The sequence below is a fragment of the Sphingobium sp. SA2 genome, from assembly GCF_032227065.1.
In the GTDB taxonomy this organism is placed as follows: Bacteria; Pseudomonadota; Alphaproteobacteria; order Sphingomonadales; family Sphingomonadaceae; genus Sphingobium.
Genome location: NZ_JAPMXX010000006.1, coordinates 1,036,981 through 1,059,330, shown reverse-complemented (window position 1 = coordinate 1,059,330; position 22,350 = coordinate 1,036,981). Strand labels below are relative to the sequence as shown.

Annotated in this window: 19 protein-coding genes, 2 tRNA genes, 2 pseudogenes and 1 other annotated feature; of the genes and pseudogenes, 9 read left to right on the top strand and 14 right to left on the bottom strand. The window is 60.9% G+C overall.

All coding sequences use genetic code 11. The features are described 5' to 3' along the window. Window positions 1-32 precede the first annotated feature (32 nt). Both gloB and OVY48_RS12825 read right to left on the bottom strand, forming a co-directional pair. Entirely contained in the window at window positions 33-755 is a 723-nt protein-coding gene (gene gloB, locus OVY48_RS12830; RefSeq protein ID WP_313923109.1) for a hydroxyacylglutathione hydrolase, read from the bottom strand. Window positions 756-760: 5 nt separating this feature from the next. Next, entirely contained in the window at window positions 761-1,195 is a 435-nt protein-coding gene (locus OVY48_RS12825) for a VOC family protein (RefSeq protein ID WP_313923108.1), read from the bottom strand. A gap of 101 nt (window positions 1,196-1,296) precedes the next feature. On the opposite strand from OVY48_RS12825, the gene OVY48_RS12820 reads away from it, so the two are divergent. Beyond that, window positions 1,297-2,004 (top strand): SIMPL domain-containing protein, encoded by a 708-nt coding sequence (locus tag OVY48_RS12820; RefSeq protein WP_313923107.1) that lies wholly within the window; start codon window positions 1,297-1,299, stop codon window positions 2,002-2,004. A 6-nt stretch (window positions 2,005-2,010) separates the two neighbouring features. Here OVY48_RS12820 and OVY48_RS12815 read toward each other — a convergent pair whose 3' ends face one another. The 3 genes from OVY48_RS12815 to OVY48_RS12805 form a co-directional block, all read right to left on the bottom strand. Continuing rightward, window positions 2,011-2,226, bottom strand: coding sequence for a hypothetical protein (locus OVY48_RS12815; RefSeq protein ID WP_409593226.1), 216 nt, complete (start codon window positions 2,224-2,226; stop codon window positions 2,011-2,013). An 87-nt stretch (window positions 2,227-2,313) separates the two neighbouring features. Further along, window positions 2,314-3,180, bottom strand: coding sequence for a tetratricopeptide repeat protein (locus tag OVY48_RS12810; RefSeq protein ID WP_069065472.1), 867 nt, complete (start codon window positions 3,178-3,180; stop codon window positions 2,314-2,316). Continuing rightward, entirely contained in the window at window positions 3,180-3,935 is a 756-nt protein-coding gene (locus OVY48_RS12805) for an alpha/beta hydrolase (protein WP_313923106.1), read from the bottom strand. Before OVY48_RS12805 ends, OVY48_RS12810 begins: the two co-directional genes overlap by 1 nt. Before the next feature lie 131 nt (window positions 3,936-4,066). On the opposite strand from OVY48_RS12805, the gene OVY48_RS12800 reads away from it, so the two are divergent. Together OVY48_RS12800 and OVY48_RS12795 are read left to right on the top strand one after the other, a co-directional pair. Next, a tRNA-Leu gene (locus OVY48_RS12800) sits at window positions 4,067-4,153 on the top strand. A gap of 161 nt (window positions 4,154-4,314) precedes the next feature. Then, window positions 4,315-5,502: a tyrosine-type recombinase/integrase gene (locus OVY48_RS12795; RefSeq protein ID WP_313923105.1), complete on the top strand. Its 1,188-nt coding sequence runs from the start codon at window positions 4,315-4,317 to the stop codon at window positions 5,500-5,502. Between the two features lie 69 nt (window positions 5,503-5,571). On the opposite strand, the gene OVY48_RS12790 is transcribed toward OVY48_RS12795, so the two are convergent. The 7 genes and pseudogenes from OVY48_RS12790 to OVY48_RS12760 all read right to left on the bottom strand — a co-directional run. Next, window positions 5,572-6,504 carry a hypothetical protein gene (locus OVY48_RS12790; protein WP_313923104.1) on the bottom strand — a complete coding sequence of 311 codons (933 nt, stop codon included), beginning with the start codon at window positions 6,502-6,504 and terminating at the stop codon, window positions 5,572-5,574. Further along, the gene (locus OVY48_RS12785) at window positions 6,501-7,820 is read right to left on the bottom strand and encodes a Fic family protein (RefSeq protein ID WP_313923103.1); all 1,320 of its coding nucleotides are present in this window, start codon (window positions 7,818-7,820) and stop codon (window positions 6,501-6,503) included. The genes OVY48_RS12790 and OVY48_RS12785 overlap by 4 nt, the downstream gene beginning before the upstream one ends. A 786-nt stretch (window positions 7,821-8,606) precedes the next feature. Further along, on the bottom strand, window positions 8,607-10,022 hold the full coding sequence (locus OVY48_RS12780) for a hypothetical protein (protein WP_313923102.1): 1,416 nt from the start codon (window positions 10,020-10,022) through the stop codon (window positions 8,607-8,609). 13 nt (window positions 10,023-10,035) lie between these two features. Beyond that, window positions 10,036-10,488, bottom strand: coding sequence for a hypothetical protein (locus OVY48_RS12775; RefSeq protein ID WP_313923101.1), 453 nt, complete (start codon window positions 10,486-10,488; stop codon window positions 10,036-10,038). Between the two features lie 520 nt (window positions 10,489-11,008). Next, a pseudogene (locus tag OVY48_RS12770) lies at window positions 11,009-11,764 on the bottom strand (transposase); the annotation flags it as partial. Window positions 11,765-12,029: 265 nt separating this feature from the next. After that, window positions 12,030-13,076, bottom strand: a complete 1,047-nt coding sequence (locus tag OVY48_RS12765; protein WP_066521554.1) for an IS110 family transposase — start codon at window positions 13,074-13,076, stop codon at window positions 12,030-12,032. A gap of 75 nt (window positions 13,077-13,151) precedes the next feature. Next, window positions 13,152-13,412: pseudogene (locus OVY48_RS12760) on the bottom strand (transposase zinc-binding domain-containing protein); the annotation flags it as partial. A gap of 167 nt (window positions 13,413-13,579) precedes the next feature. Between OVY48_RS12760 and OVY48_RS12755 the strand changes: the two are divergent. The 6 genes from OVY48_RS12755 (at window position 13,580) to istB (ending at window position 20,551) form a co-directional block, all read left to right on the top strand. Then, window positions 13,580-14,812: a tyrosine-type recombinase/integrase gene (locus OVY48_RS12755; protein ID WP_313922041.1), complete on the top strand. Its 1,233-nt coding sequence runs from the start codon at window positions 13,580-13,582 to the stop codon at window positions 14,810-14,812. A gap of 85 nt (window positions 14,813-14,897) precedes the next feature. Next, window positions 14,898-16,126 (top strand): IS3 family transposase gene (locus tag OVY48_RS12750; RefSeq protein ID WP_096064161.1). Its coding sequence is split into 2 segments (ribosomal slippage): window positions 14,898-15,186 and window positions 15,186-16,126, totalling 1,230 coding nucleotides; the frame shifts between segments, so codons are not numbered across the junction. Next, window positions 15,179-15,293, top strand: a sequence feature (AL1L pseudoknot). (Overlaps the previous gene by 115 nt.) Window positions 16,127-16,189: 63 nt before the next feature. After that, window positions 16,190-17,041, top strand: a complete 852-nt coding sequence (locus OVY48_RS12745) for a tyrosine-type recombinase/integrase (RefSeq protein ID WP_313923100.1) — start codon at window positions 16,190-16,192, stop codon at window positions 17,039-17,041. After that, on the top strand, window positions 17,038-18,027 hold the full coding sequence (locus OVY48_RS12740; RefSeq protein ID WP_313923099.1) for a tyrosine-type recombinase/integrase: 990 nt from the start codon (window positions 17,038-17,040) through the stop codon (window positions 18,025-18,027). The genes OVY48_RS12745 and OVY48_RS12740 overlap by 4 nt, the downstream gene beginning before the upstream one ends. A 234-nt stretch (window positions 18,028-18,261) precedes the next feature. Beyond that, window positions 18,262-19,782, top strand: coding sequence for an IS21 family transposase (istA, locus tag OVY48_RS12735; RefSeq protein WP_313922344.1), 1,521 nt, complete (start codon window positions 18,262-18,264; stop codon window positions 19,780-19,782). Continuing rightward, entirely contained in the window at window positions 19,772-20,551 is a 780-nt protein-coding gene (istB, locus tag OVY48_RS12730) for an IS21-like element ISRsp3 family helper ATPase IstB (RefSeq protein WP_313922336.1), read from the top strand. The genes istA and istB overlap by 11 nt, the downstream gene beginning before the upstream one ends. A gap of 130 nt (window positions 20,552-20,681) precedes the next feature. Here the strand turns inward: istB and tnpA are convergent, their stop codons facing one another. Both tnpA and OVY48_RS12720 read right to left on the bottom strand, forming a co-directional pair. Next, window positions 20,682-21,056 (bottom strand): IS66-like element accessory protein TnpA, encoded by a 375-nt coding sequence (tnpA, locus tag OVY48_RS12725; RefSeq protein WP_096064159.1) that lies wholly within the window; start codon window positions 21,054-21,056, stop codon window positions 20,682-20,684. Window positions 21,057-22,044: 988 nt separating this feature from the next. Next, a tRNA-Gly gene (locus tag OVY48_RS12720) sits at window positions 22,045-22,119 on the bottom strand. Window positions 22,120-22,350 lie beyond the last annotated feature (231 nt).

The window sequence follows — 22,350 nt, the reverse complement described above, 5'->3', positions numbered from 1 at the left end:
ACCCTGACGACGGCACCATAGCGCAAAAACCGTCAGGCCGCGTCCTTTGCCGCGCGGCGTTCGGTCAATTGCGCCACGTCGCGCGCGCGCATGAAGATATTGGTCGCGCGCTCCAGCCCGATCGTCGTCGGCACCGTCGCTTCGTCCCGCGCCCGCAGCGCTTCGACGGCTGCAACCCGCTCGACCAGCGCCGCATTGTCCGGCTCCACCGTCAGCGCGAACCGGCCGTTAGAGAGCGTATATTCATGCGCGCAATAGACGGCCGTATCCTCCGGCAAGTTCGCGAGCCGTTGCAGATTGGCGAACATCTGCGCCGCTGTCCCCTCGAACAATCGGCCGCAGCCCATGGCGAACAGCGTATCGCCGACAAAGGCCATCTGCGCGGCGGCGAGATGATAGGCGATATGCCCCGCCGTATGGGCCGGGACCGCCATCACGGTCGCGACATGATCGCCGATACGCACGCTATCGCCTTCACCGACCAGGCGATCGAGCGTCGCGATCTTCTCCGCTTCGGCCGCGGGTCCGGTGATGACGCAGCCGGTCGCAGCCTTGATCGCCGCATTGCCGCCGACATGGTCGCCATGCCAATGGGTGTTCCAGATCTGGCCGATGTTCCATCCCCGCGCGGCCGCCGCCTCCAGCACCGGATCGGCCACGGCCGGGTCGATCACGACCGTCTCTTGGCTCCTGGGGTCATGGAGCAGCCAGACATAATTGTCCGATAGAACCGGGATGCGGACCACCTCCAGCATCGGGCTTACCATTGCCCGACATTGGGCATCGATACCCAAGGTTCGGCCGGGTCGAGCCGCCCATCCTGCAGCAATTCGACCGAAATACCATCGGGCGTGCGGACGAAGGCCATATGCCCGTCCCGCGGCGGGCGGTTGATGGTCACGCCCGCATCCAGGAAGCGCTGGCACGTCTCATAGATATTCTCGACCTGATAGGCGATATGGCCGAAATTGCGCCCGCCATCATAGATTTCGGCCGGGCTGCCATCCTCCGGCGGCCAGTTATAGGTCAGTTCGACCTGCGCATCTTCATCCCCCGGCGCGGCGAGATAGACGAGCGTGAAGCGCCCCTGTTCGCTGTCGAATCGCTTGACCTCTTTCAATCCCAGCAGGTCGAAAAAGGCGATCGTCTTTTCGACGTCACGGACGCGGATCATGCTATGCAAGAATTTGGGCAAGTCTTTCTCCATTCGTCGCTATAAAGCAACGGTTCATCTGGGGGAGGGCAAGAATGCTCCCAAGATAAGGTCGCGCATCAACGCAGGGAAGAGGCAAGCATATGACATGGGACATGCGGGACAAGATAATGTTGGGCAGCGCCGCGCTGCTGGCGTTGGGGGTCGTTGGCGGCGGCTATCTTCTGGGAGACGGACTGCGGCGCGCCAAGGCGGCGGATCGCTCGGTCACGGTGCGCGGCCTGGCGGAAAAGGATGTCACGGCGGACCTCGCCACTTGGTCGATCAGCTATTCGGCGACTGGCTTCGACCTGCCGACCGTGCGCGCGGAAATCGACAATAATACCAAGGAATTGCAGGCCTATTTCACGGACCTCGGCTTCAAGCCTGCGGAACTGACCCCGACTGGCGCCGGCGTGAACCAATATCTCAACAATGGCGTCAACAATATCACCGTGACACAGCGGATGTTGTTGCGCACGACCGACATTGCCCGCGCCCAGCGCGCCGTCGCGCAGCAGTTCGACCTCGTCCGGCGGGGCGTCACGCTGCAGGAAGGGTCGGGCATGCGCTACAGCTTCACCAAGCTGAACGACGTCAAGCCGCAAATGGTGGCCGCCGCGACCAAGGACGCCCGCGCCGCCGCCGAACAATTCGCGAAGGATGCAGCTTCCGGCGTCGGCGGGATCAAGAGCGCCACGCAGGGCTATTTCTCGATCGACGCGCGCGATGGCGAAGGCGGCGACGGGTCGAGCGACACGCCCTATAAGAAAGTGCGCGTCGTCACGACCGTCGACTTCTACCTGAAATAGCGGGCCTTAATCGCGGCGGTCGTCGCCAATCACGGCGCCCGCCGCGCCACCGATAATCGCGCCTTCGGTCGTGCCGAGGCCGGTCGCGCTGCCGACGACTGCGCCGCCGGTGCCGCCGATCAATCCGCCCGCCGTCGCGCCGCGCGAACAGGCCGTGGTCGCCATCGCGCCTGCGAGCAACAGGCCGATCGCAGCGATATTCTTCACATTGGGGGTCATCATCTCATCTCCGTTTCGGTGGTCCCGCTATACCCATGCGAACGGACCGAACCGGAAAGCGGTTCCGTGACAAAGTCTTGCTGGACGGCCTTAGCCCGCAGGCTTGGCTACAGGTAAACGGGACAGATTATCCGCCGCCGCCTTGCCCGCTGCGGCGTCCGGCGCCAGGCGCACAGCCCGCTGCCAGGCGGATCGGGCGATATCCTCATGATCGGTCAGGATCGCGATATTGCCCTCCTCCAGCGCCACCGACGCATCGTCGGGCGAGAGCTGCACGGCGCGCGCGATATGCGCTTGGGCCAGACTCATTTCGCCGGACCGGCGCGCCAGCGTTGCCGACAACAGCCAGCCGAGCGGGTCTTTGGGTGCCTGGGTCAGCGCCACATCGATCGAATCGCGCGCAGCCTCCGTCTCGCCCAGTGCGACCAAGGCCCGCGCCCGATCGAGATGCACCTCGCCCTTTTCCAGCCCGTCGGGTAGACCGCGCGCTAAGGCCGCATCGAAATCTCCGCGCGCCTTGGCGGCATCCCCGCTGGCGAGCGCGGCATTGCCCGCCTGCGCCCACAGCCGCGCGCTTTGCACCATCTCGCCGCTCCGTTCAGCCTCTTCCGCAGCCTGCTGAAAGGCGATGATCGCGGGCGACCAGCGTTCGGCGCGCGCGAAGGCAAAGCCCATGCAGTGGCGCGCATAGAAGCCCCCGCCGTCGATCCGCCATTTTTCGGCAAAGGCGACCCCGGCGGTGGGATCTTCAAGCGCTTGGTCGAGACAGGCCTGGAAAGGCGCAGCGAATTTCGCGGGCACGGGAATTTTGCCGTCCTCCCGCGCGGGCGTGCTGGGCAGCGGCGCAGCGGCGACGCTGGCGGCGGCTTCCTGCTTCTCTTTGCGGCTGCGATTCATCACGGCCTCGATCTCAGGATCATAGGCCTGGGCCAACAGCATCAGGGGCAAGAGCGGCATCAATGGCTGTCCAACAGGCTGGCGACGGTGCGGATCAACAAGGCGATGTCGCCGTCGCGGGAAAGGCGATGGTCGCCGTCCTTAATCAGCAGCGTCTGCACATCCGATGAACGCAAACGTGCGGCCGCCTTCACCGCTACATACCAGGGCACATCCTTGTCCTGCTGGCCGTGGAGCAGCCGCACCGCGCAATCGATGCCGATCTCGCCCTCCAATAGCCGCAACGCCTGACCCGACTGCCAAAAGGCCAGCGTCGTGACATAAGGATCGTCGCTATAAGCGGACGGCTCCTCGATCCGCCCCTCGGTCGCCAGCAACGCCTTGTCGGCATCGGTAAAACCCCATTCGGTGAAGTCGGGCGCGGCCGCGATGCCGACAATCCCCATGACCCGGTCGGGCCGGGCCAGCGCTACCAGTAGCGCGAGCCAGCCGCCCATCGACGATCCCACGAGCAGGACCGGTCCCTCGATCAGGCGATCCATCACCAGCAGCACATCGTCGCGCCAACTGGCCAGCGTGCCATCGACAAAACGCCCTTCGCTCGACCCGTTGCCCGCATAGTCCATCCGCACCATGGCGCGCCCCTGGCGCGCCGCCCATTGATCGAGCGCGACTGCCTTGCTGCCCTCCATGTCGGACATATAGCCCGGCAGGAAGAGGATGGTCGGCCCCGCCCCCGCCCGCGGGCGGCAGGCGAGACGCAGTCCATCGGGGCGGGCGAGCAGGGTGATAGGGGTGGAATCGGATTGGGTCATGACGCCGTCATCCGCTCCACCGGCGCACCCGTCCACCCCCCGGCGCGCGATTTTGCAAAGAGGCATGAAATAATCCGCAACATGCGTTGACAGCTTTGGAGGCAGCGGCTAGTTGCGCGCTCCTACCCCGTGCCCAGATGGCGGAATTGGTAGACGCACCAGCTTCAGGTGCTGGCGATCGCAAGGTCGTGGAGGTTCGAGTCCTCTTCTGGGCACCATTTGTTCTTCCGGAGAAGTCCGTAGAGATCGAAAAAACCGCTGAATTCAGCGGTTTTTTTGTGTCTGTCGTCCATCGGTTTCCGCTGGTGGATTTGGGAATTCAGGGTAGCTGGGGGTATCTTTGCGGGTATCGGCCAACAAGGCCGCAGGAGATACCCTCATGGCACTTTCATCCCTCGCATTGTCCAAGGCAAAGCCGAGAGACAAGCCCTACAAGCTCGCGGACGGGCATGGTCTCTATCTGTTGGTGACGCCCCAAGGCGGTCGCTACTGGCGCATGAATTATCGCTTCGATGGCAAAGCCAAGACGGTGGCGATGGGCGTCTTCCCATTGATCACCTTGGCGGAGGCGCGTGAGAAAAGAGATGAAGCCCGCAAGCTCTTGGCGGCCGGCTCGGATCCCACCGCAACGCGAAAGGAAATTGAAGCCCTGGAAGCCTTTGAGGCGACCACTGGTTTTCGCACCGTTGCCGAGGAGTGGCTCGCCAAGCGAGAACGGGAAGGACTTGGGGATGTCACCATCGGCAAGATCAAGTGGCTTCTCGAATTTGCTTATCCCAGCCTGGGCGATCGCAAGATGAGCGAGATCACGAGTATGGAACTCCTTGCTGTCTTGCGGGAGGTCGAAGGGCGAGGCCGACATGAAACTGCCAGGCGACTTAGGAGCGTCTGCGGCAGAGTATTTCGTTACGCGATCGCAACGGGAAGGGCTGAGCATGATCTCTCCGCCAATCTTCGCGACGCTCTGACGACACCAAGGGTAAAGCATCTGGCTGCGATCACCAACAACCAGCAGGTGGGGCCGCTGATGCGTGCGATTGATGGTTTTGACGGTCATGCGGTCACGAGAGCCGCCTTGCGGCTGGCTCCGCATGTTTTTGTCCGTCCTGGTGAATTGCGCCATGCTGAATGGTTGGAGATCGATTTTGACAAGGCGTTATGGTCGATCCCGGCGGAAAAAATGAAGATGCGGCGCCCACATCGCGTTCCGCTGTCGCGGCAATCCCTTACCATTCTGTCTTCCATCAAGGAGGTCACCGGGACGGGTAAGTATGTTTTTCCCGGCTTCCAGTCCATAAAGCGGCCCATGTCCAAAAATGCGCTGAACGGCGCTCTTCGACGGTTGGGCTATTCAGGCGATGAAATGACGAGTCACGGCTTTCGAGCCATGGCGAGCACATTGCTCAACGAGATGGGCAAGTGGCATCCCGATGCAATCGAACGCCAGTTGGCGCACGCAGAGGCGGACGCGGTTAGGCGCGCTTATGCGCGCGGAGAATATTGGGATGAGCGAGTAGCGATGATGCAGGCCTGGTCGGACTATCTGGATGGCGCTGCCAGAAGTTAGGAAAGCACCACCGGTAGTGGCGGTGGTCGACATCGATGCACGACTCAGTTCTGACATGGGGCTGGTACCCTACATGCACTCCCGAGCCGATAGGAAGGGAGTCGCCTTCAAGTTTAGCGCGCGAATCTTCGCCTGAACCAGGGTGCGCAGAGCGATCTGCTGCGACAGCGCGGATCGCAAATCATAGCCGTCCATCAGGATGATGCATTTGTCGCGGCTCTGCAGGAGCATTGGCACGACATGCTCCGACCACCCGTTGATCGAAAGGAATACCCCCATGGACTGGCGGCCGGATCGGCCGACCTGACCGACCAACCCGTCGAGATCGCGCGAATCGGCAGGTTGCTTTCGCCAGCGACATTCGACGAGATAGTGCCACCCATCCATTTCGAAGGCGCCATCGATCTGTTCAGCACCTGCGTTTCGCTGAAAGGCCCGATGGACCGGAAACTCGTGGAGGTCGAACAGGCGATTGAGGAGATCCTGGAGAAGATAGCCGCGTCCGTGGGCGTCATCGCCCGCCATGGCATGATCAAACTGGCCTAGGAGCAGCGCGCTTTGCTGGCCAAGCGTCACCTTCCGCGCGCGCTCGGCAGCCGCAGATGCGGCGCGATCGCGCGCCTGTCTGGCCGCGTCTTCCTGTTCGCGCTGGCCAGCAAGCTCAGGTTGGACCTCGCGCGCTTTCTGAACCGTAGCGCGGGCCTGATATTCGTCGGCAGCGAGATGGTAGGCATCCCAATTGGCGGCAATGCTGATGAGCGCGTCGATGACCTCGGCCTCGCAACCTTCGGCGGCAAGTGCGTCGAGCACCATCGCGCCCGCCACGCGTTTCGACAGCTTTGTGCCGGTTGCCGGATCGCGGTCACTCAGAAAGCGACCGATCAGGGGTTCCGGGACATTCGCACGCCGCAAGAGCTGGTCTGCGGCGGTACGTTTGATGTTCACGAGCGTGGCGATAATTTCGATCGCCAAGCGGCGTTGGTCGACGAGGGAAACCGTCATTCGCCCTCTCCGAACGCATCTGCGTAGAGTTGCTCGATCTGGCTGGATTCCTCCTCGGTCAGAGCACTAAACTCTCGCGTCCGCGCCCGCTGGGAGAAGCGGCCGGCATTTTGCTCAAGGAACTTCTGCAGCAGCTCGATACGGGCCGCAGGCATATCGACGATCTCCTGCACAGCATCGCTGAACTGGTCGAATGCTTGTAGGAAGCGGACCTCGCGCGGAAGGTCTTCTACGATGGTCTGTTCCACGCACGCATAGAGAAACTCGGCATGCGCGGTGGCATCGAAATAGCGGTAGAAGTCGATCGTCTGGTTGAGCACCTCGACATTGCCTTCCTTGGTTCGCTGCCATTCGATCTCAGGAAGGAGGGGACGCGAATAAGTCTCGAGAACGGAGCGATAGCCGTCGAGCTGACGCAGGATCGCGGCGCTGATCGGAAACACGAGCCCCGTCGGATTATAGTGAGCCGAGGCCAGCGCGTGGTGGATCAGCCAGCGATGGATGCGGCCGTTCCCGTCCACAAAGGGGTGGATGTAGACGAAGCCAAAGGCCATGGCGGCCGCGGCTACGACGGCATCAAGACCACCATCCAAGGTCCGTTCGGCATAAGCGACAAGACCCGTCAGCAGGCTTTCGATGTCTTCATGGCGGGCGCTGATGTGTTCGGGCAGCGGTTCCCCTGTCTCGCGATCATGGACGCCGACGAAGCCGCCCTCGGTTCGTAGGCCGAGCCGGACAAAGCGGGTATCCTCGCCGATGACGATGCGCTGAAGGCGTTCGAACTCGGCGATCGTGAGCGGGTGCGTCCCTGCCTGCGCGATTGCCTGCCCCCAGCGGGCCGCGCGTGTTCCGGAGGGGCGTTCGCCCTCGATGGCGAAGGATGATTTGGAATCATTGAGAAGGAGAAAGGCGGCAGCCCGGGCGATGACGTCGCCACGGACCCTGCCAATCTCGGCGCGGGCGAGTTGATCGAGCTGCTTGGCTGCGACGGTTTCGAGGGTATTGGTACGCCGGACCATCGGACAGAAGGCAGGCGTTCCAGGGAGGTTGTCGATGACCTTGTGGCGCGAGGATACCCGGCCTTTCGCCAACGCGAACTGTAGCTTGTCGTCGATGATCGGAACGGTCTTGACCTTGCCGGGGTCGGGAAGATCGAGCGCCTCGCCGGTGATCCATTCGTAGAGGAACCAGATACGACGGGCGAACGCGCCCGTCGGCGTCGCGAGAATGAAGTCACTTATGGTCTGCGCGCCGATGGTGGCAAAGAGGCGTGCAAGAACGCTAAGGTCGACACCCTCCCATTTGAGGGCAAACACCAACTGACCCGCGAGAGTCGCGTCGGGAAAATGTCTCGGCGTCAGGAGCGTCCAGTCGTCGGTTGAGGCGGGATGATGGCGCTTGGCGATGGCAGCAAGGTGCGGCGGCAGGGGCAGCGACAGATCATATCTCGCTATGAGCGCAGCATAGCCCTGCGGGATCGCGGGCTCAGGCAAGCGTCGTCCGCGAAAATCCATCACTGCTTGCGAAGGCCACTCACCCATAAACGATCCCGTGAAAACCGCTTACTGCGGTTTAGACCAACTGCGAATATGGATCACTGGCTATGAATTTCAATCACTATCGACGATTATGTGTGAATATCGATTTCCGAACGTATGCTTCTCCTTCGACCTGATTGATGCCCTGCCAGAGCAAACCGTTTCAACCTAGGCGATCAAGGAGCCTTCGGCGTCGGATCGCTTTAATCTTACAGAAGGTGGATCCGTCGCCTTACGGAGAAGCGCTGAGGCCATCAGGCTGGCGGGGGCGAGCAAACTGATTCGCTCCGGCACGGTCGCCTGACTGCGCCTGGCGGCCTACGACCAGTTGTCGTCGTTCCTATCGTTGCTTACGGATGACCGCTTCGGAGAATAGCAGACTCTGTGAGCTAACGCCTCCGGCGAAGCCGGCGCAGTTTAGTCGCTCACGTCCGCGCCAGACTTCCCGCGCAATGCAATTACCGTATAAGCAATTCTGCCTTGATGGGTACCTATCTATCGAGGCGGGAGTTGAGCAGGGCAGACCCGCGTCTGACGGCGGCTGGTGCGGCCATCAGGTTTCCCCTATTTGAACAGATCGAAGGCCGATCCGATGAAGACGCCGAAAACCGCATCGTCATTGTTGGAATAGCCAAATCGTACCCCGCCGGTCAGTTTGCCATCGGCATTGCCGACGAGGAACACGGGCACATCGACCTCATAATCATCGGTGAGAGCATCAACGGTGATCGACGGCGCCACCGCCCAGCGGCCGATCAACCCCTTGCCGCTGCCACCCCAAAAGCGGAATTCGGTGGCGAGCAGCAGTTTTTCGGTTTGCTTGGGGACAGCAAAGGCGCCGGTCGTGCATTGCACGCTGGTCGCACCGGTCGGGAAGGGCGGGCATACGGTGAGGGTATCGGTCGCCTTGAACGAATCCTGATACCGACCGCGCAGGCTGATCGCGCTTTGCGGCAGAGGGAAGACCGAAGCATAGCCGCCGACTTCCCAACCAACGCGGCTCAGATCGGTCTTGGCGAAGCTGAGCGGGTTAGTCACAGCGGACGTGGCGACATCGAAATAGCTGAATTCATTGTAGCCAAGGCTGGCTTCGAAGCCATACGAAAAGCTTTTTCGAAGCAGCAGGCGATCGAACAGCAATTGGCGTTCGCGATTGTCCCTTCCGTCGAGATACTTAGCATAGTATTTGCTGTCGGCGATCGTGTCGCAAGCCTTCACCAGAAAGCTCTCGATCGTCACGCTGCCGGCGGTAGCCGAGTCCTTTGCCGCTGCAGCGACGGCGGCCGCTGCCGCTTTCAGATTATCCTCGTCATTCTGGCATTTTTTCAGCGCAACGGCATTGATCTCGGCGAAGCGTCCGCTGCTGACATCGGGAATGCGGCTGCGCATCTGTGACCAGCGCAGGGTGAATTTCTGCCCATCGGCGAGGCTGTCGAGCCGGCTGAAGCCGCTCTTGCGCTTACCATCGAGGTTGTTCGACCCCAGATTGGCCGACGCGTTGAACGTGAAGGTGTCCTCGATCAGCCGGTTACCGGTATAACCCGCCAGTAGCTTGGCTTCGGTGCTTCGGGCACGGGTCCGCGACAGTTGCAGCGTAACCGTGGTGTCATCGCTGCTGGCGGAGAGCAGGAAGCGCGCAGCGTCACCCCTGCTGGTTGCCAACGGGCTGTCGGGAAGTGCGGCGCCGATGCGGCTTTGGGCGCCGCCATCTTCGCTGATCAGCGTGGATTCGGCGATCTCGCGGTTGAGGTCGGCGGATGTCCTGCCGGGGCCGGCGATGACCTGCGGCGGGCGGGCGGTCGTCGTCTCGGGAGCCGGGGCTGCCGCTTGGAGTGCGCGCAGTTGCGCCGAAATCGCCGCGGCTTCCTTTTCCAGGGCAGCGAGCCGGGCCTGCAGCGCGGCAAGATCGGCGGGTTGCGCCGCGGCCGGCAGCGTGGTTGTAGCCAAAAGCAGCACGGTGAGGGCGGGGCGTATCTTCATCGACATCCCTCCTTCAGGCGCGAATCTTGATGGTTGCGAAATCGCTATTGGTGCCGTGGGCGATTTCCATTTCAGCGGTGCCGATGCCGTCGACCTCCACGCTGCCCTTGGCACCGGGCATGCCGCGTATGAAGGCGACGAGTAAATGCAGGCCCGGCTCAAGAACAACGCTGGCGTCATTGTTGCCGCCGAAGTTGACGGCAATGTCGTCGATTGTTACCGATACATCATTGGCCGATCGAGTGATCTTGAAGGTCTTGCCAACCGATTCGGTGACGAGCATTTCGAATGCATCACCGGCGAATTTTGATTTGAAGACATTCTGCAATCGGGTCGTGGTGATTTCGGTAATGCCGGTCTCATCGTCTTCGTTGCTAATCGACACGGTTTCGCCATCGCATGATATAACGAGTCTTTTGGGTAGTTCACGCAAGCTGATCGTGATTGCGGGCACGATATCACGCATATGAATACCCCCTTCATTGCATGTATTGGAAACCGATACGCAATATACTGCAAATTAATGCCAGAAGCTATGATAAATATTGCGGCTCGGCAAGAAGCCGCCCCGATCTAGGGGTTCATTGACGTTCCATCCATCGTTTCGCCTTGCCGTCGCGGAAACGTTGAATGTCGGCTTCTGACGGGACCTGCCGTTCGAGAGATCCGCCGGGAACGGCAAGAAAGTCGAAGGGTTTCGGCCGCCGGCAGGCGTACGAAAGTCTCACATGTACGACCCGCGGGGCCTCAGGCGATAGGCTATGGGGATTTCGGGTCGGCGCCGTTTCGCGGACTGGCACAATCGCCGGTAGGGTGCGATGGACGGGAACCAGGCGGTCGGCATTTTGTCCGGGGCGGGCAGCATAATCGGTGCGTGCTGCCATCATTCTGGTTGTGAGCGGCGTCATGGATCGCTTCCAGCGCAAGCGCCGTGATTTCCTGCCACGACGCTTTGACAGGAGGGATATGGAGCAGTTCATGCCGGTTCATGACGTAATCTCCGGGATCGGCATCAGGATGTCCGGCGGTGCCCGCGGCTGTCGCCAGCGTTCGAAGGTCTCGATGATGATCATATGCCCGCCGCAGCAAGGGCATGGTGGTCGCAGATCGACGGGCTCTTCGAGGATCGCCTCGTCAGGCGGCGCAGCTACCTCGAGCAACGCGCGAGCACGCGCGAGGTTGGCTTTGCGCGATGAGCTGGCCAGCAGACCGTAATGCCGGATACGATGGAAGCCACGAGGCAGGACGTGCGACATGAACCGCCGGATAAACTCGTCGGTCGCGAGTGTCATAATGCTTTGGCGTTCGGGTCCATCGCGACGGTAATCTTTGTAGCGCAGCGTGACGCCCTTCTCGTCGAAGCTGATCAACCGGCGGTTCGAGATGGCGATCCGGTGGGTATAGCGGGACAGATAGGCGAGCACCGCTTCAGGGCCCGCAAAGGGCGCCTTTGCATAGACCACCCATCGCGTCTTCCGGACCGGCGCCAGATGACGCAGGAAGGCGCGCCGTTCGGTAAGTGATGCGAGCGATCCGAAGAAAGTGAGCTTGCCGACGTCATAAAGCTGGATCAGCCGGGTCAGGAACAGACGGCGAAACAGCTTGCCTAGGACACGCACCGGCAAAAGGAAGGCAGGGCGCGTCGATATCCATCGCGTCCCGTCGAGTGCGATGCCGCCACCCGGCACCACCATATGGACGTGGGGATGGTGCGTAAGGGCCGAGCCCCATATGTGGACGACCCCCTCTTACAAGGTCTTTCTTGGGCATTAATTTGATCAGATCGCTTGCTTCCATATGTCCGGCCTTTTTGCGCGCTCGAGTGAACGCTGGCCAAGATGGTTTCCGCGACGTCGGTTCCAGCCAAGTGTGCGACCTCGAAGGCCATTGGGGCTACCGGATTTTCCTACGTCGGGATCGATCGATCACACCATCTGCTTTTTCCTTGCAAGTTCGGGCATCGGCTCAGCGCGGTTGCATCTCTTTGCTCCCCGCGTTGGCTGACCTCTATGCGGCGACGGCTATCTCGACCGGTGCAGTCTTGCCGGCGTAGCTTTGGCCGGTAACCATCAGCTTCCAGGCTATGCGAGCCATCTTGTTGGCGAGAGCAACGGCGACGAGTTTGGGAGCCTTGCGCTTGAGCAACTGTTCCACCCAAGGCGCGAAGGCATTTTTGCTGGTGCCCGCGGCGACGTGCCTGACGACCGCTGTGGCGCCCGCCACCAGGACGCTGCGCAACCCTTCATCGCCTGCGCGGGTGATGCCGCCATGCCTGACTTTGCCGGCGGTGGAGTGATCTTTCGGTGTCAGGCCGATCCAGGCAGCGAACTGGCGCCCTGAGGCAAACCTCTCTGGTGCCGGCGTCTTCATCACGAGCAATGCGGCGCCGATCGCTGCGATACCGGGGATCTTCGCTAGGCGATTGCAGTGAGGCTCAGTTTTCTGCCAGGCTGCCAGCTTGGCATCGACCTCCGCGATTTTTGCCTGAAGCTGCTTATATTCTTCCGCGTGGGCCGCGAACAATTCGCGGGCCAATGAAGGAAGGCTGTTGTCGGCTTGCAGCTGATCAAGCAATCGACCGAGATGATCGATACCCCGGGCGGCCGTCAGCCCGAACTCTGCAGCAAAGCCGCGGATAGCGTTCGAGAGCTGCGTCTGGTTGCGGATCAACCGGTCACGCACACCCATCAGCATCAACACGGCCTGCTGATCGGCCGTCTTTACTGGCACAAACCGCATAGTCGGTCGGCTCATTGCTTCGCACAGGGCCTCGGCGTCGGCTGCGTCATTCTTCCCACGCTTGACGTACGGCTTAACCAGCTGTGCGGCTATCAGCTTCACCTCGTGACCGAATGAGGTGAGCAGGCGCGCCCAGTGATGCGAGGCACCGCACGCCTCGATCGCCACGACGGTCGGCGGCAGTTTTTCGAAGAACGTCACCATGTCCTTCCGACGCAGCTTGCGACGAAGAACGACCTCCTCGGCCGCATTCACTCCATGAAGCTGAAAAACACTCTTCGACGTATCCATTCCGATTCTGATAAGCTGTTCCACGGGCGGCTCCCTTGTTTGAGCGTTGACAACTCATTCTGGCACATTCGATGCCGCTGGGGGTCGTCCACTCCAACATGTGTGGAGCACGGCGGTGATCCCGATCCTGGCGCCTAGATGCCTGGGATCGGCCGCGATCGTCAGCATAGTCTCCGACGCTACCTTGAACAGCAGATCATAGACCACCGCCTTGTTCTGGAAAGCGACGCTGGCGATTTCCACCGGTAGCGTGAAGACGACGTGGAAGTATCCGACCGGCAAAAGGTCGGCTTCGCGCTCTGCCAGCCAGGTGCGCGCGGCCGCGCCCTGGCACTTTGGGCAGTGCCGGTTACGACAAGTAATGTGGAACGCCCATTACCTGCCTTATGGGCAGATCCAGTAATGGGGAGCTGGCGACTGCACCGCCAATATTTTCCCGTGAATCGTCGATTTTCACTCTTCATAACATGGCGCCGGTGGTGCCCCGTCTGCTCGGCCTCGGATGGCCGATACGAGCGAGGACAAACATGTTGGAGATCTACTTTTCTGCGTCGAAGACGCTGGAGCATCTGCGCAGCGGGCCGTGCGGACCATTTCTAGATGGCTTTGCCGGGGCGCTCGAACGGCAGGGCTATGGACCCGATACGGCGGTACGCTATCTGCGGGCAGCATCTCACGTCGGCCACGCGATGGCAGGGCGCGATGCCAGCGTGAGCGACATCGATTTAGCAGCGTTCGAACAGCATTTGAGGACTTGCCGATGTCCGCGCGCCAAGGGAGGGCGCCGTAACCATCACACCATCTACGGTGCGAGGCTCTTTCGTCGGCACCTCGAGAAAATAGGCGTGTGCAAGCCCGCAGTCGCCGCGATGCGCCCTGCTGAACCGCAGTTGGTCGCGGGCTTTAAAGCATGGCTTAGCAAGCATCGCGGGGCATCTGATGCGACCATCGGGCTATACGCGCGCAATGCGATCGGTTTTATGGCAGCACTTGGAGCGGACCCGACACATTGGTGTCCCGCCGATATTCGCTGCTATTTCATGACGCGCGTGAGCACATGCGGGCGCGGCACTATCGAGAAGATGACCACGAGCCTGCGGGCGTTCTTACGCTACGTCGCGATGCAAGGGCACTGCCTGACCGGCCTCGACAATGCCGTTCCGGCCTACGCGCATTGGCAGCTTGCCGAGATGCCGCGATATCTATCGGGCGAACAGGTCAGCCGCTTGATTGCCGCCTGCGATGGAGACGCCGGCGCGCGCAGGCGGGATCGCGCCATTGTACTGCTGTTGGCTCGCCTCGGACTTCGGGCTGGCGACGTGGCACAGCTCCGCCTCATCGATATCGAGTGGCAGGCCGGTTCGCTGCGGGTTACGGGCAAGTCGCGCCATGAAGTTCGCTTGCCGCTGCCCCAGGACGTCGGGGATGCGGTCGCGGCCTACCTCGAATGCCGACCGTCTTTTTGCCGAAGTGATCGGGTGTTCCTGAGCACGATCGCGCCCACTCGCCCGTTCCTGAACGGTGACGCCGTCTCATCGGTGGTCAGGCGCATCATGAAGCGGGCTGGGCTCGTGACACCGTTCAAGGGGGCGCACGTCCTGCGGCACACCGCGGCAACAGAGATGCTGCGCCACGGGGTACCGCTCGACAAGATCGGCCTGGTCCTCCGACATAGTGGCATCGACACGACGGCCCACTACGCCAAAGCCGATGTCGCGCTTCTGAAGCAGGTGGCGCAGCCATGGCCGGAGGTGCTCTGATGTTGAAGACCATCGAGACCTATCTCGCGCTGTGAAGCGCCCCGGGTTTCCAGGAGGCTCCAACTTGTGAGAAGGAGCATCCGTTATGAGCAAGACAACCAACAAATTTTCACCTGAAGTCCGCGAGCGGGCGGTTCGTATGGTGGTGGAGCAGCGGGCCGAGTACGGCTCGGAATGGGAAGTGATGAAGTCGATCGCGGCGAAGATCGGCTGCTCGCTGGAGACGCTGCGCCGGTGGTGCCGCGAGGAGGCGAGCCGACGAGCGGGGCCAGCGGCGCTGGCGGCGGATGACCGGGAACGCCTGAGATTGCTGGAGCGCGAAGTGAAGGAACTACGCCGGGCCAACGAGATTTTGCGCAAGGCATCTGCGTATTTTGCGATGGCGGAGCTCGACCGCCCCGGGAGATGATGATGGCGTTCATCGACGTCCATCGCGAGGATTTGGGTATCGAGCCGATCTGCCGGGAACTGGCAATCGCCCCATCCTCCTACCATGAACACGCCGCGCGTAGTGCCGATCCCGGCAGGCGTCCAGCACGTGCGCAGCGTGATGACGAGATCAGGGAGCAGATCAAGCGGGTCCATGAGGCCAGCTTCGGTCTCTATGGCGCACGCAAGGTCTGGCACCAGATGCGGCGTGAAGGCATCATGGTGGCGAAATGCACGGTGGAACGATTAATGCGCGCCATGGGGCTGGCAGGCGTCCGTCGTGGGAAGAAGACGATCACCACCATCAGCAACCCGAAGGCGCCGTGTCCGCTGGACAAGGTCAATCGGGCATTTCGCGTCAGCCGGCCAAACGCCCTGTGGGTCGTCGATTTCACCTACGTGCATACTTGGGCAGGCTTCGTCTATGTCGCCTTCGTGATTGATGCTTTTGCCCGGCGGATTGTCGGATGGAAGGTCAGCACGTCAGCCACTGCCAGCTTCGTTCTGGATGCCCTGGAGCAGGCGATTCATGCCCGCAGGCCAGATCCCGATGATGGACTGATCCACCATAGCGATAGGGGAGTTCAATATCTTGCGATGAACTATACCCAGCGCTTGGCCGAGGCCAAACTCGTCCCCTCGGTCGGTAGCGTAGGTGATTCCTACGACAACGCCTTAGCCGAGACGATCAACGGCCTTTACAAGGCCGAGGTCATCTGGCGGCAGCGATCATGGCCAAGCGTTTCGGCCGTGGAAATGGCAACGCTGCGCTGGGTCGATTGGTACAATAATCACCGGCTCTTCGGCCCTATCGGGCACATCCCGCCCGCTGAGGCCGAAGACAATTACTATGCAGCCCTCGAGAACCTCGATATGGCTGCATAGCCAAATGAAAACTGCCTCCTGAAAACCCGGGGCGCTTCACTGCGCCGTGCCACAGGCTTTGCGATGTCGAATGCCGAGTATCTGCTCAAAAGCTTCGCCGGCTTCGCGGCTGAGCGCGGACACGCGTATGTTCAAACGCAAACAGCCATCGATTGGGCTGCACTGGGACCGTCAATTGCACAGCGCGACGCTCGGCTGAAAGCTGTCTGCCGCTTCGCACGCCATATCCGCATCGAAGACTTGCGGCACGAGTTGCCCCCGGGCAATCACTTCGGCGCCCGCAAAACGCGCCGGCCGCCGCACATTTACTCGCGCACGGAGATCGCTCGCCTGATCGAAACCGCTGGCCAGCTTCGACCTCAAGGATGCCTGCGCCCGCTGACTTATGCGACCTTGATAGCCCTACTCGCGGCCACGGGGCTGCGCATCTCCGAAGCCCTCAAGCTCACGTTCGCCGACATATCGAGCGACGGTTTGCTGATCCGCGAGACCAAGTTCCGGAAGACCCGTCTTGTGCCCCTGCACGATACGGCGGCGGCAGGCTTGCAACGCTACCTGCAGCGCCGGGGACCCGGCTCGGGAGATGATCCTGTGTTCGCCGATGCACATGGCCAGCCACTTCGATACATCGCAGTCAAAGAGACCTTTGACAGGCTGGTCGGCAAAGCTGGCATCCGACCATCGTCGGCGCGCCGCCCGCGGCTGCACGATCTGCGGCACACATTCGCGGTGCGGGCACTACAAGACAGTCCGACGGGCCGAAATGGGTGCGGTGCGCATATGGTCGCGCTCGCAACGTACATGGGGCACGTCAACATCTACGCCACCTACTGGTATCTGGAGGCAACCGCCGACCTCGTGCGCGACATCGCCATGGCCGGCGATGCGTTCATGTCTGAGGGGAAACGAGCATGACACCAATCGCTCCCCTCATCGAAGCGTTCCTGCGCGAAACACTCGTCCATCAACGTGGCGCCAGCCGACACACCTGCGATTCTTATGCTCAGAGTTTCCAGCTGCTGTTCGAGTTCGCGGCTGCAAGGTTCAAGACCAGACCATCCAGGTTGATGCTGGAGCAGATCGACCCCGGCTTGGTCAGCGCCTTCCTCGAGCATCTCGAGGATGAGCGCCACAACGCCGCCGTGACGCGAAACGTTCGCTTGGCGGCCATCAAGTCCTTCTTCCGCTTCCTCGAATACCGGCAGCCGGCGGCCCTCGATCAGGTCCGTCGCGTTCTTGCTATTCCGTTCAAGAAGACGGACACGCGTCTCGTTCCCTATCTACGACGCGAGGAACTGCAGGCGCTTCTCGACGCCCCAGACCCGGCAACGCGCGACGGTATCCGCGACCGAGCGATGCTGTATGTGGCCGTGTGTGCAGGGTTGCGCGTCTCGGAACTGACGGGTCTGACGATCGACAATATCGACATGTCGTCGATGAGCATACGCGTTGTTGGCAAGGGACGGCGGGAACGAGCTCTGCCGCTGTGGAAGCCGGCAGCCACGGCACTGCGCGCATGGCTCGCCATTCGCGGAAAGGTTGCGGCACCCGAAGTGTTCATCAGTGCGCGCGGTGAACCTTTGAGCCGATGGGGCTTCGCCTATCTACTCAAGCAGCACGCCGCGGCCGCTACCCGTCAACAGCCTGGGCTCGCGAAGAAGCGCGTCTCGCCTCATGTGCTCAGGCACACCTGCGCGATGATCATCCTGCAGGCGACCCAAGACATCCGGAAAGTATCACTGTGGCTGGGCCATGCTACGATGACGACCACCGAAGTCTATACGCGCGGCGATCCAACCGAAAAGCTCGAAGCAATGGAAGCGATCGTGCCGCCACATCTGCGTCGTGGGACATTCCAACCGACCGACAAGCTGATGGCGCTGCTGAAGAGCACCACGTAATGGTGAGCGGGGCTGGCGGCGAAATGGGCGAAGGAGCGACCAGGTCGCTGCCAGCTCACCATTACTGGATCTACCCATAAGACAGCTGTTATAGGCGATCCGCCAATGCCCGCAGTCCTCGCAGTGTTGAGTTGCACTGAGAAGTGACCCGGAAGGGTTATAAGTTTTCACTGAGAATTGACCCATGTTTTCCTAGCCCCTGGCTGACAGTCAGGAGGCATCGGAGTGATCGACATGGACTTACTCAGTGTGATCCGCCGCTGGCATTTTCGGCAAGGCATCCCCATTCGCGAGATCAGGCGGCGGACTGGATTATCGCGCAACACGATCCGCAAATATCTGCGCGATGACGCGGTGGAGCCGACGTTCAAGGTTCCCAAACGGCCGAGCAAGCTTGATCAGTTTGCAGAAAAATTGACGACGTGGCTGCGGGTGGAATCCGGCAAGTCGCGCAAGCAGAAGCGAACAGCCAAGCAGCTATATGCTGATCTGGTTATGCTGGGCTACGAGGGGTCATATGGCCGTGTTGCCGCCTTCGCCCGAGCGTGGAAGACCGAACGCCAATATGAAAAGCAAACCAGCGGGCGCGGTACATTCGTACCGCTGATCTTCCAGCCCGGTGAGGCCTTCCAGTTCGATTGGAGTGAGGATTATGCCCTTCTGAATGGCCGACCTGTCAAGCTGCAGGTGGCCCATACCAAGCTCTCCCACAGTCGGGCGTTCATTACGCGAGCCTACCTGCTTCAAACCCACGAGATGTTGTTCGATGCGCTGACGCATGCATTCCGGGTGCTGGGCGGCGTGCCGCAGCGTGGTATATTCGACAATATGAAGACGGCTGTAGACCGGATCGGCAAGGGTAAAATCCGGCAGGTCAATGCGCGGTTCGCTGCCATGGCCAGTCACTACCTGTTCGAGACGGATTTTTGCAATCCGGCCTCAGGCTGGGAGAAAGGCCAGGTCGAGAAAAACGTTCAGGATGCGCGTCGGCGGTTATGGCAGCCAATGCCCAGCTTCCCGGATCTTGATGCCCTCAATGCCTGGTTGGAAGAGCGGTGCATCGCACAATGGGGAGAAATCCAGCATGGCGTCCTGCCCGGCACAGTTGCCGATGTGCACGCCGCTGAGATTATCAGCCTGATGCCGATGGGAAGGGCCTTCGATGGCTTTGTCGAGCATACCAAGCGCGTGTCGCCCACCTGCCTGATCGCGTTCGAGCGCAATCGCTATAGCGTGCCTGCTTCCTTTGCGAACCGGCCAGTGAGCCTGCGGGTCTATCCCGATCGGTTGGTTATCGCGGCCGAGGGGCAAATCTTGTGCGAGCACAACCGAATTATCGACCGCTCTCACCAGAAGCCGGGGCAGACGATCTATGACTGGCGGCACTATCTGGCAGTTGTTCAGCGCAAGCCTGGCGCTTTGCGCAATGGAGCGCCATTCCTGGAAATGCCCGAAGCCTTCCGGCAACTGCAGGGGCATCTGCTCAAACGGCTTGGTGGTGACAGGGAGATGGTCGAAATCCTCGCCCTCGTTCTACAGCATAATGAGCAGGCTGTACTCAGCGCAGTCGAACTGGCCCTTGAAGCCGGGGTGCCGACCAAAACCCACATCCTCAATGTTCTGCACCGCCTGATCGATGGCAAGGCTCCACCGGCATCCCCAATCGATGCCCCGCAAGCCCTGCGCCTCGCCCAGGAGCCTGTGGCCGATGTCGAACGCTACGACACGCTGAGGACGTTACGCCATGCGTCATGATCCCGCCAGCGCCGCTGTGGTTGTCATGCTACGCGGCCTCAAAATGTATGGCATGGCGCAAGCCGCCGGCGATCTGATCGAGCAGGGCGCGCCAGCCTTTGACGCTGCCGTTCCGATCCTCTCCCAGCTTCTCAAAGCGGAAATGGCCGAGCGCGAGGTCAGGTCCATTGCTTACCAGATCAAGGCAGCCCGGTTCCCGGCCTACAAGGATCTGGCAGGCTTCGACTTTGCCGTCAGTGAGGTCAACGAGGCGCTCGTGCGTCAACTTCATCGTGGTGACTTTATGGATAGCGCCGACAACGTCGTACTGATCGGCGGACCAGGCACCGGCAAAAGCCACATCGCGACGGCTTTGGGCGTCCAGGCGGTTGAGCATCACCGCAAAAAGATCCGCTTCTTCTCTACCGTCGATCTGGTCAATGCGTTGGAGCAGGAAAAGGCCGCAAACAGGGCGGGCCAGTTGGCCGAGCGTCTGTTGCGCCTCGACCTCGTCATCCTTGATGAGCTGGGATATCTACCCTTCAGCCCTTCAGGCGGGGCCATGCTGTTCCATCTGCTCAGCAAACTCTATGAGCGGACCAGCGTTGTTATCACCACCAACCTGAGCTTCAGCGAGTGGTCCAGTATCTTTGGCGATGCGAAAATGACCACCGCCCTGCTGGATCGCCTCACGCATCATTGCCACATCCTTGAAACCGGCAATGACAGCTTCCGCTTTAGGGCCAGTTCCGCCGCCCCAAAACCCAGAAAGGACAAATCACCCGCTTGACCCTGCTCGTCGCAGGCAGCACATCAACCTCGCCCACCCGGGTCACTTCTCAATGAAAATCCCGGGTCACTTCTCAGTGCAACTCAACAGCCGCAGGCGAGATAGACCCTTACGCCGGTGCCCGGTCCGATCATGCAGCTTCCACCGACCTGATGAGCCGGGTCAAGGCAGTAGCCTCGATGTCGGCATCGAAGCGAAGCCGCCGTCCTTGCGCCAGACACAGCTCGATGATCAAGGGCGAGGCCACCACCCGGTCATCGACCACGGGCTCCGCGCTCAGCATGGGCGCCCCGATATCAACCGGCAAAAAGGTCGGTTCGTCCGCCGCAGGCAGCAACCCTCGCTTCCTGAACAGATGGCGCCATTGATAGATCTGGCTTCGCGACACATCGTAGCGCCGCGCGACGCGCGCCAACGTCTCTCCGTTCATTCCCACAGCGGCGACGATCTCGAGCTTCTCCGCGTTGCTCCACCGACGACGCCGTTCCCGGCCCAATATCTCCACCGCCGTCCCTCGCTTTGGCTCAGGACGTCCATAACGACGTCCTTATGGACGTCCCTTACGCGCTCACATCACAGCAAGGCAGGCGGCCTCAATCGGTCGGTTACTATCGTCCTGGAGCAGAGCAATCTAATTCGCGGGCGCAAAGGCTCCGGTTTCGCTGGATCGTTGAATCAGCCTCATGGACGTTATCGTCAGTACTGAGGATTTCGGATCGTCCGCCAGCACCGTCCTATAGCGTGCCGACCATCTGCCGCGAAGATGGGTCCATCCATCAACAACGCGACGACGAAATTTGGGCCGATGCCGCGTATGAGTTCCTGACACGGGTCGCTGCGCGCGCGATCTTCCCAGATCAGCGTGGTAACAGTTGCGCCCCTGCCCAGGACAAGTAGGTCAAGGCTGCGTGACAGAGTGCCGATATGCAGCCACCCCCCGCGATTGACATCAAGAGCCGACCCTAGGGCATAGGCTTCGACCTGCGATCGCTCGATCCACCACCGATGATGCTTTTCACGAATCAAGATTTTCCTGGTCTGCTTATCCGATGCCCCGCGCGTAAAGTGGGCCATTCCAGTGATTGCGTGACGGTCATGTGGGATTGCCCACTGTGCACTCTGAGGCGTCTGAACAAATATGAACCGGAGTTTCGACACATAGTGGTCGATTTCCTGTTGTTCTGCCGCCCGCTAACCTCGAATAGCTGCTCGTCTGCTTCACGACATAGCACGAGGAGTGAGACATGATAGTTGCCGTTCAGCCGCCGACCAAAGTCCGGTTTTCGCCTCTCATGAAGCAGCAAAGAAACTCAATGCCCATCTGTGTGAATTTGCGTAGATTGTTAAATGCAAAGGGCGAATAGCTACGCCACCCAACCCGAAAATCCGCCACGGTTATAAATTTGGTGGAGACAACGGCCAGCGTAAGTCGCCTTGTCTCCAACTTTCCGATAGCTTCGTGCCCCAGAACCCATTGATATATCGATGAATTCTGGAGCGGGCGAAGGGATTCGAACCCTCGACCCCAACCTTGGCAAGGTTGTGCTCTACCCCTGAGCTACGCCCGCTCTGGCGGCCGGAGGATGTGTCCCTCTCGGCGGGTGGCGGGGAACTAGCAGCGCTTTTGAGGATCGGCAAGGGGAGAATTGCACAAATATGAAATTCCTTGCTGCAAGTGCGGGAAAGCCTGGTTTTCTGCCACTTTTGCCCGTTCGCCGCCCTCGGCCACCCCGCGCGCCCCAGCGCAAAAATATGAAACCATTGTCCGACTCGCTGTCCGGCTATCGCGCCGGTCCTGC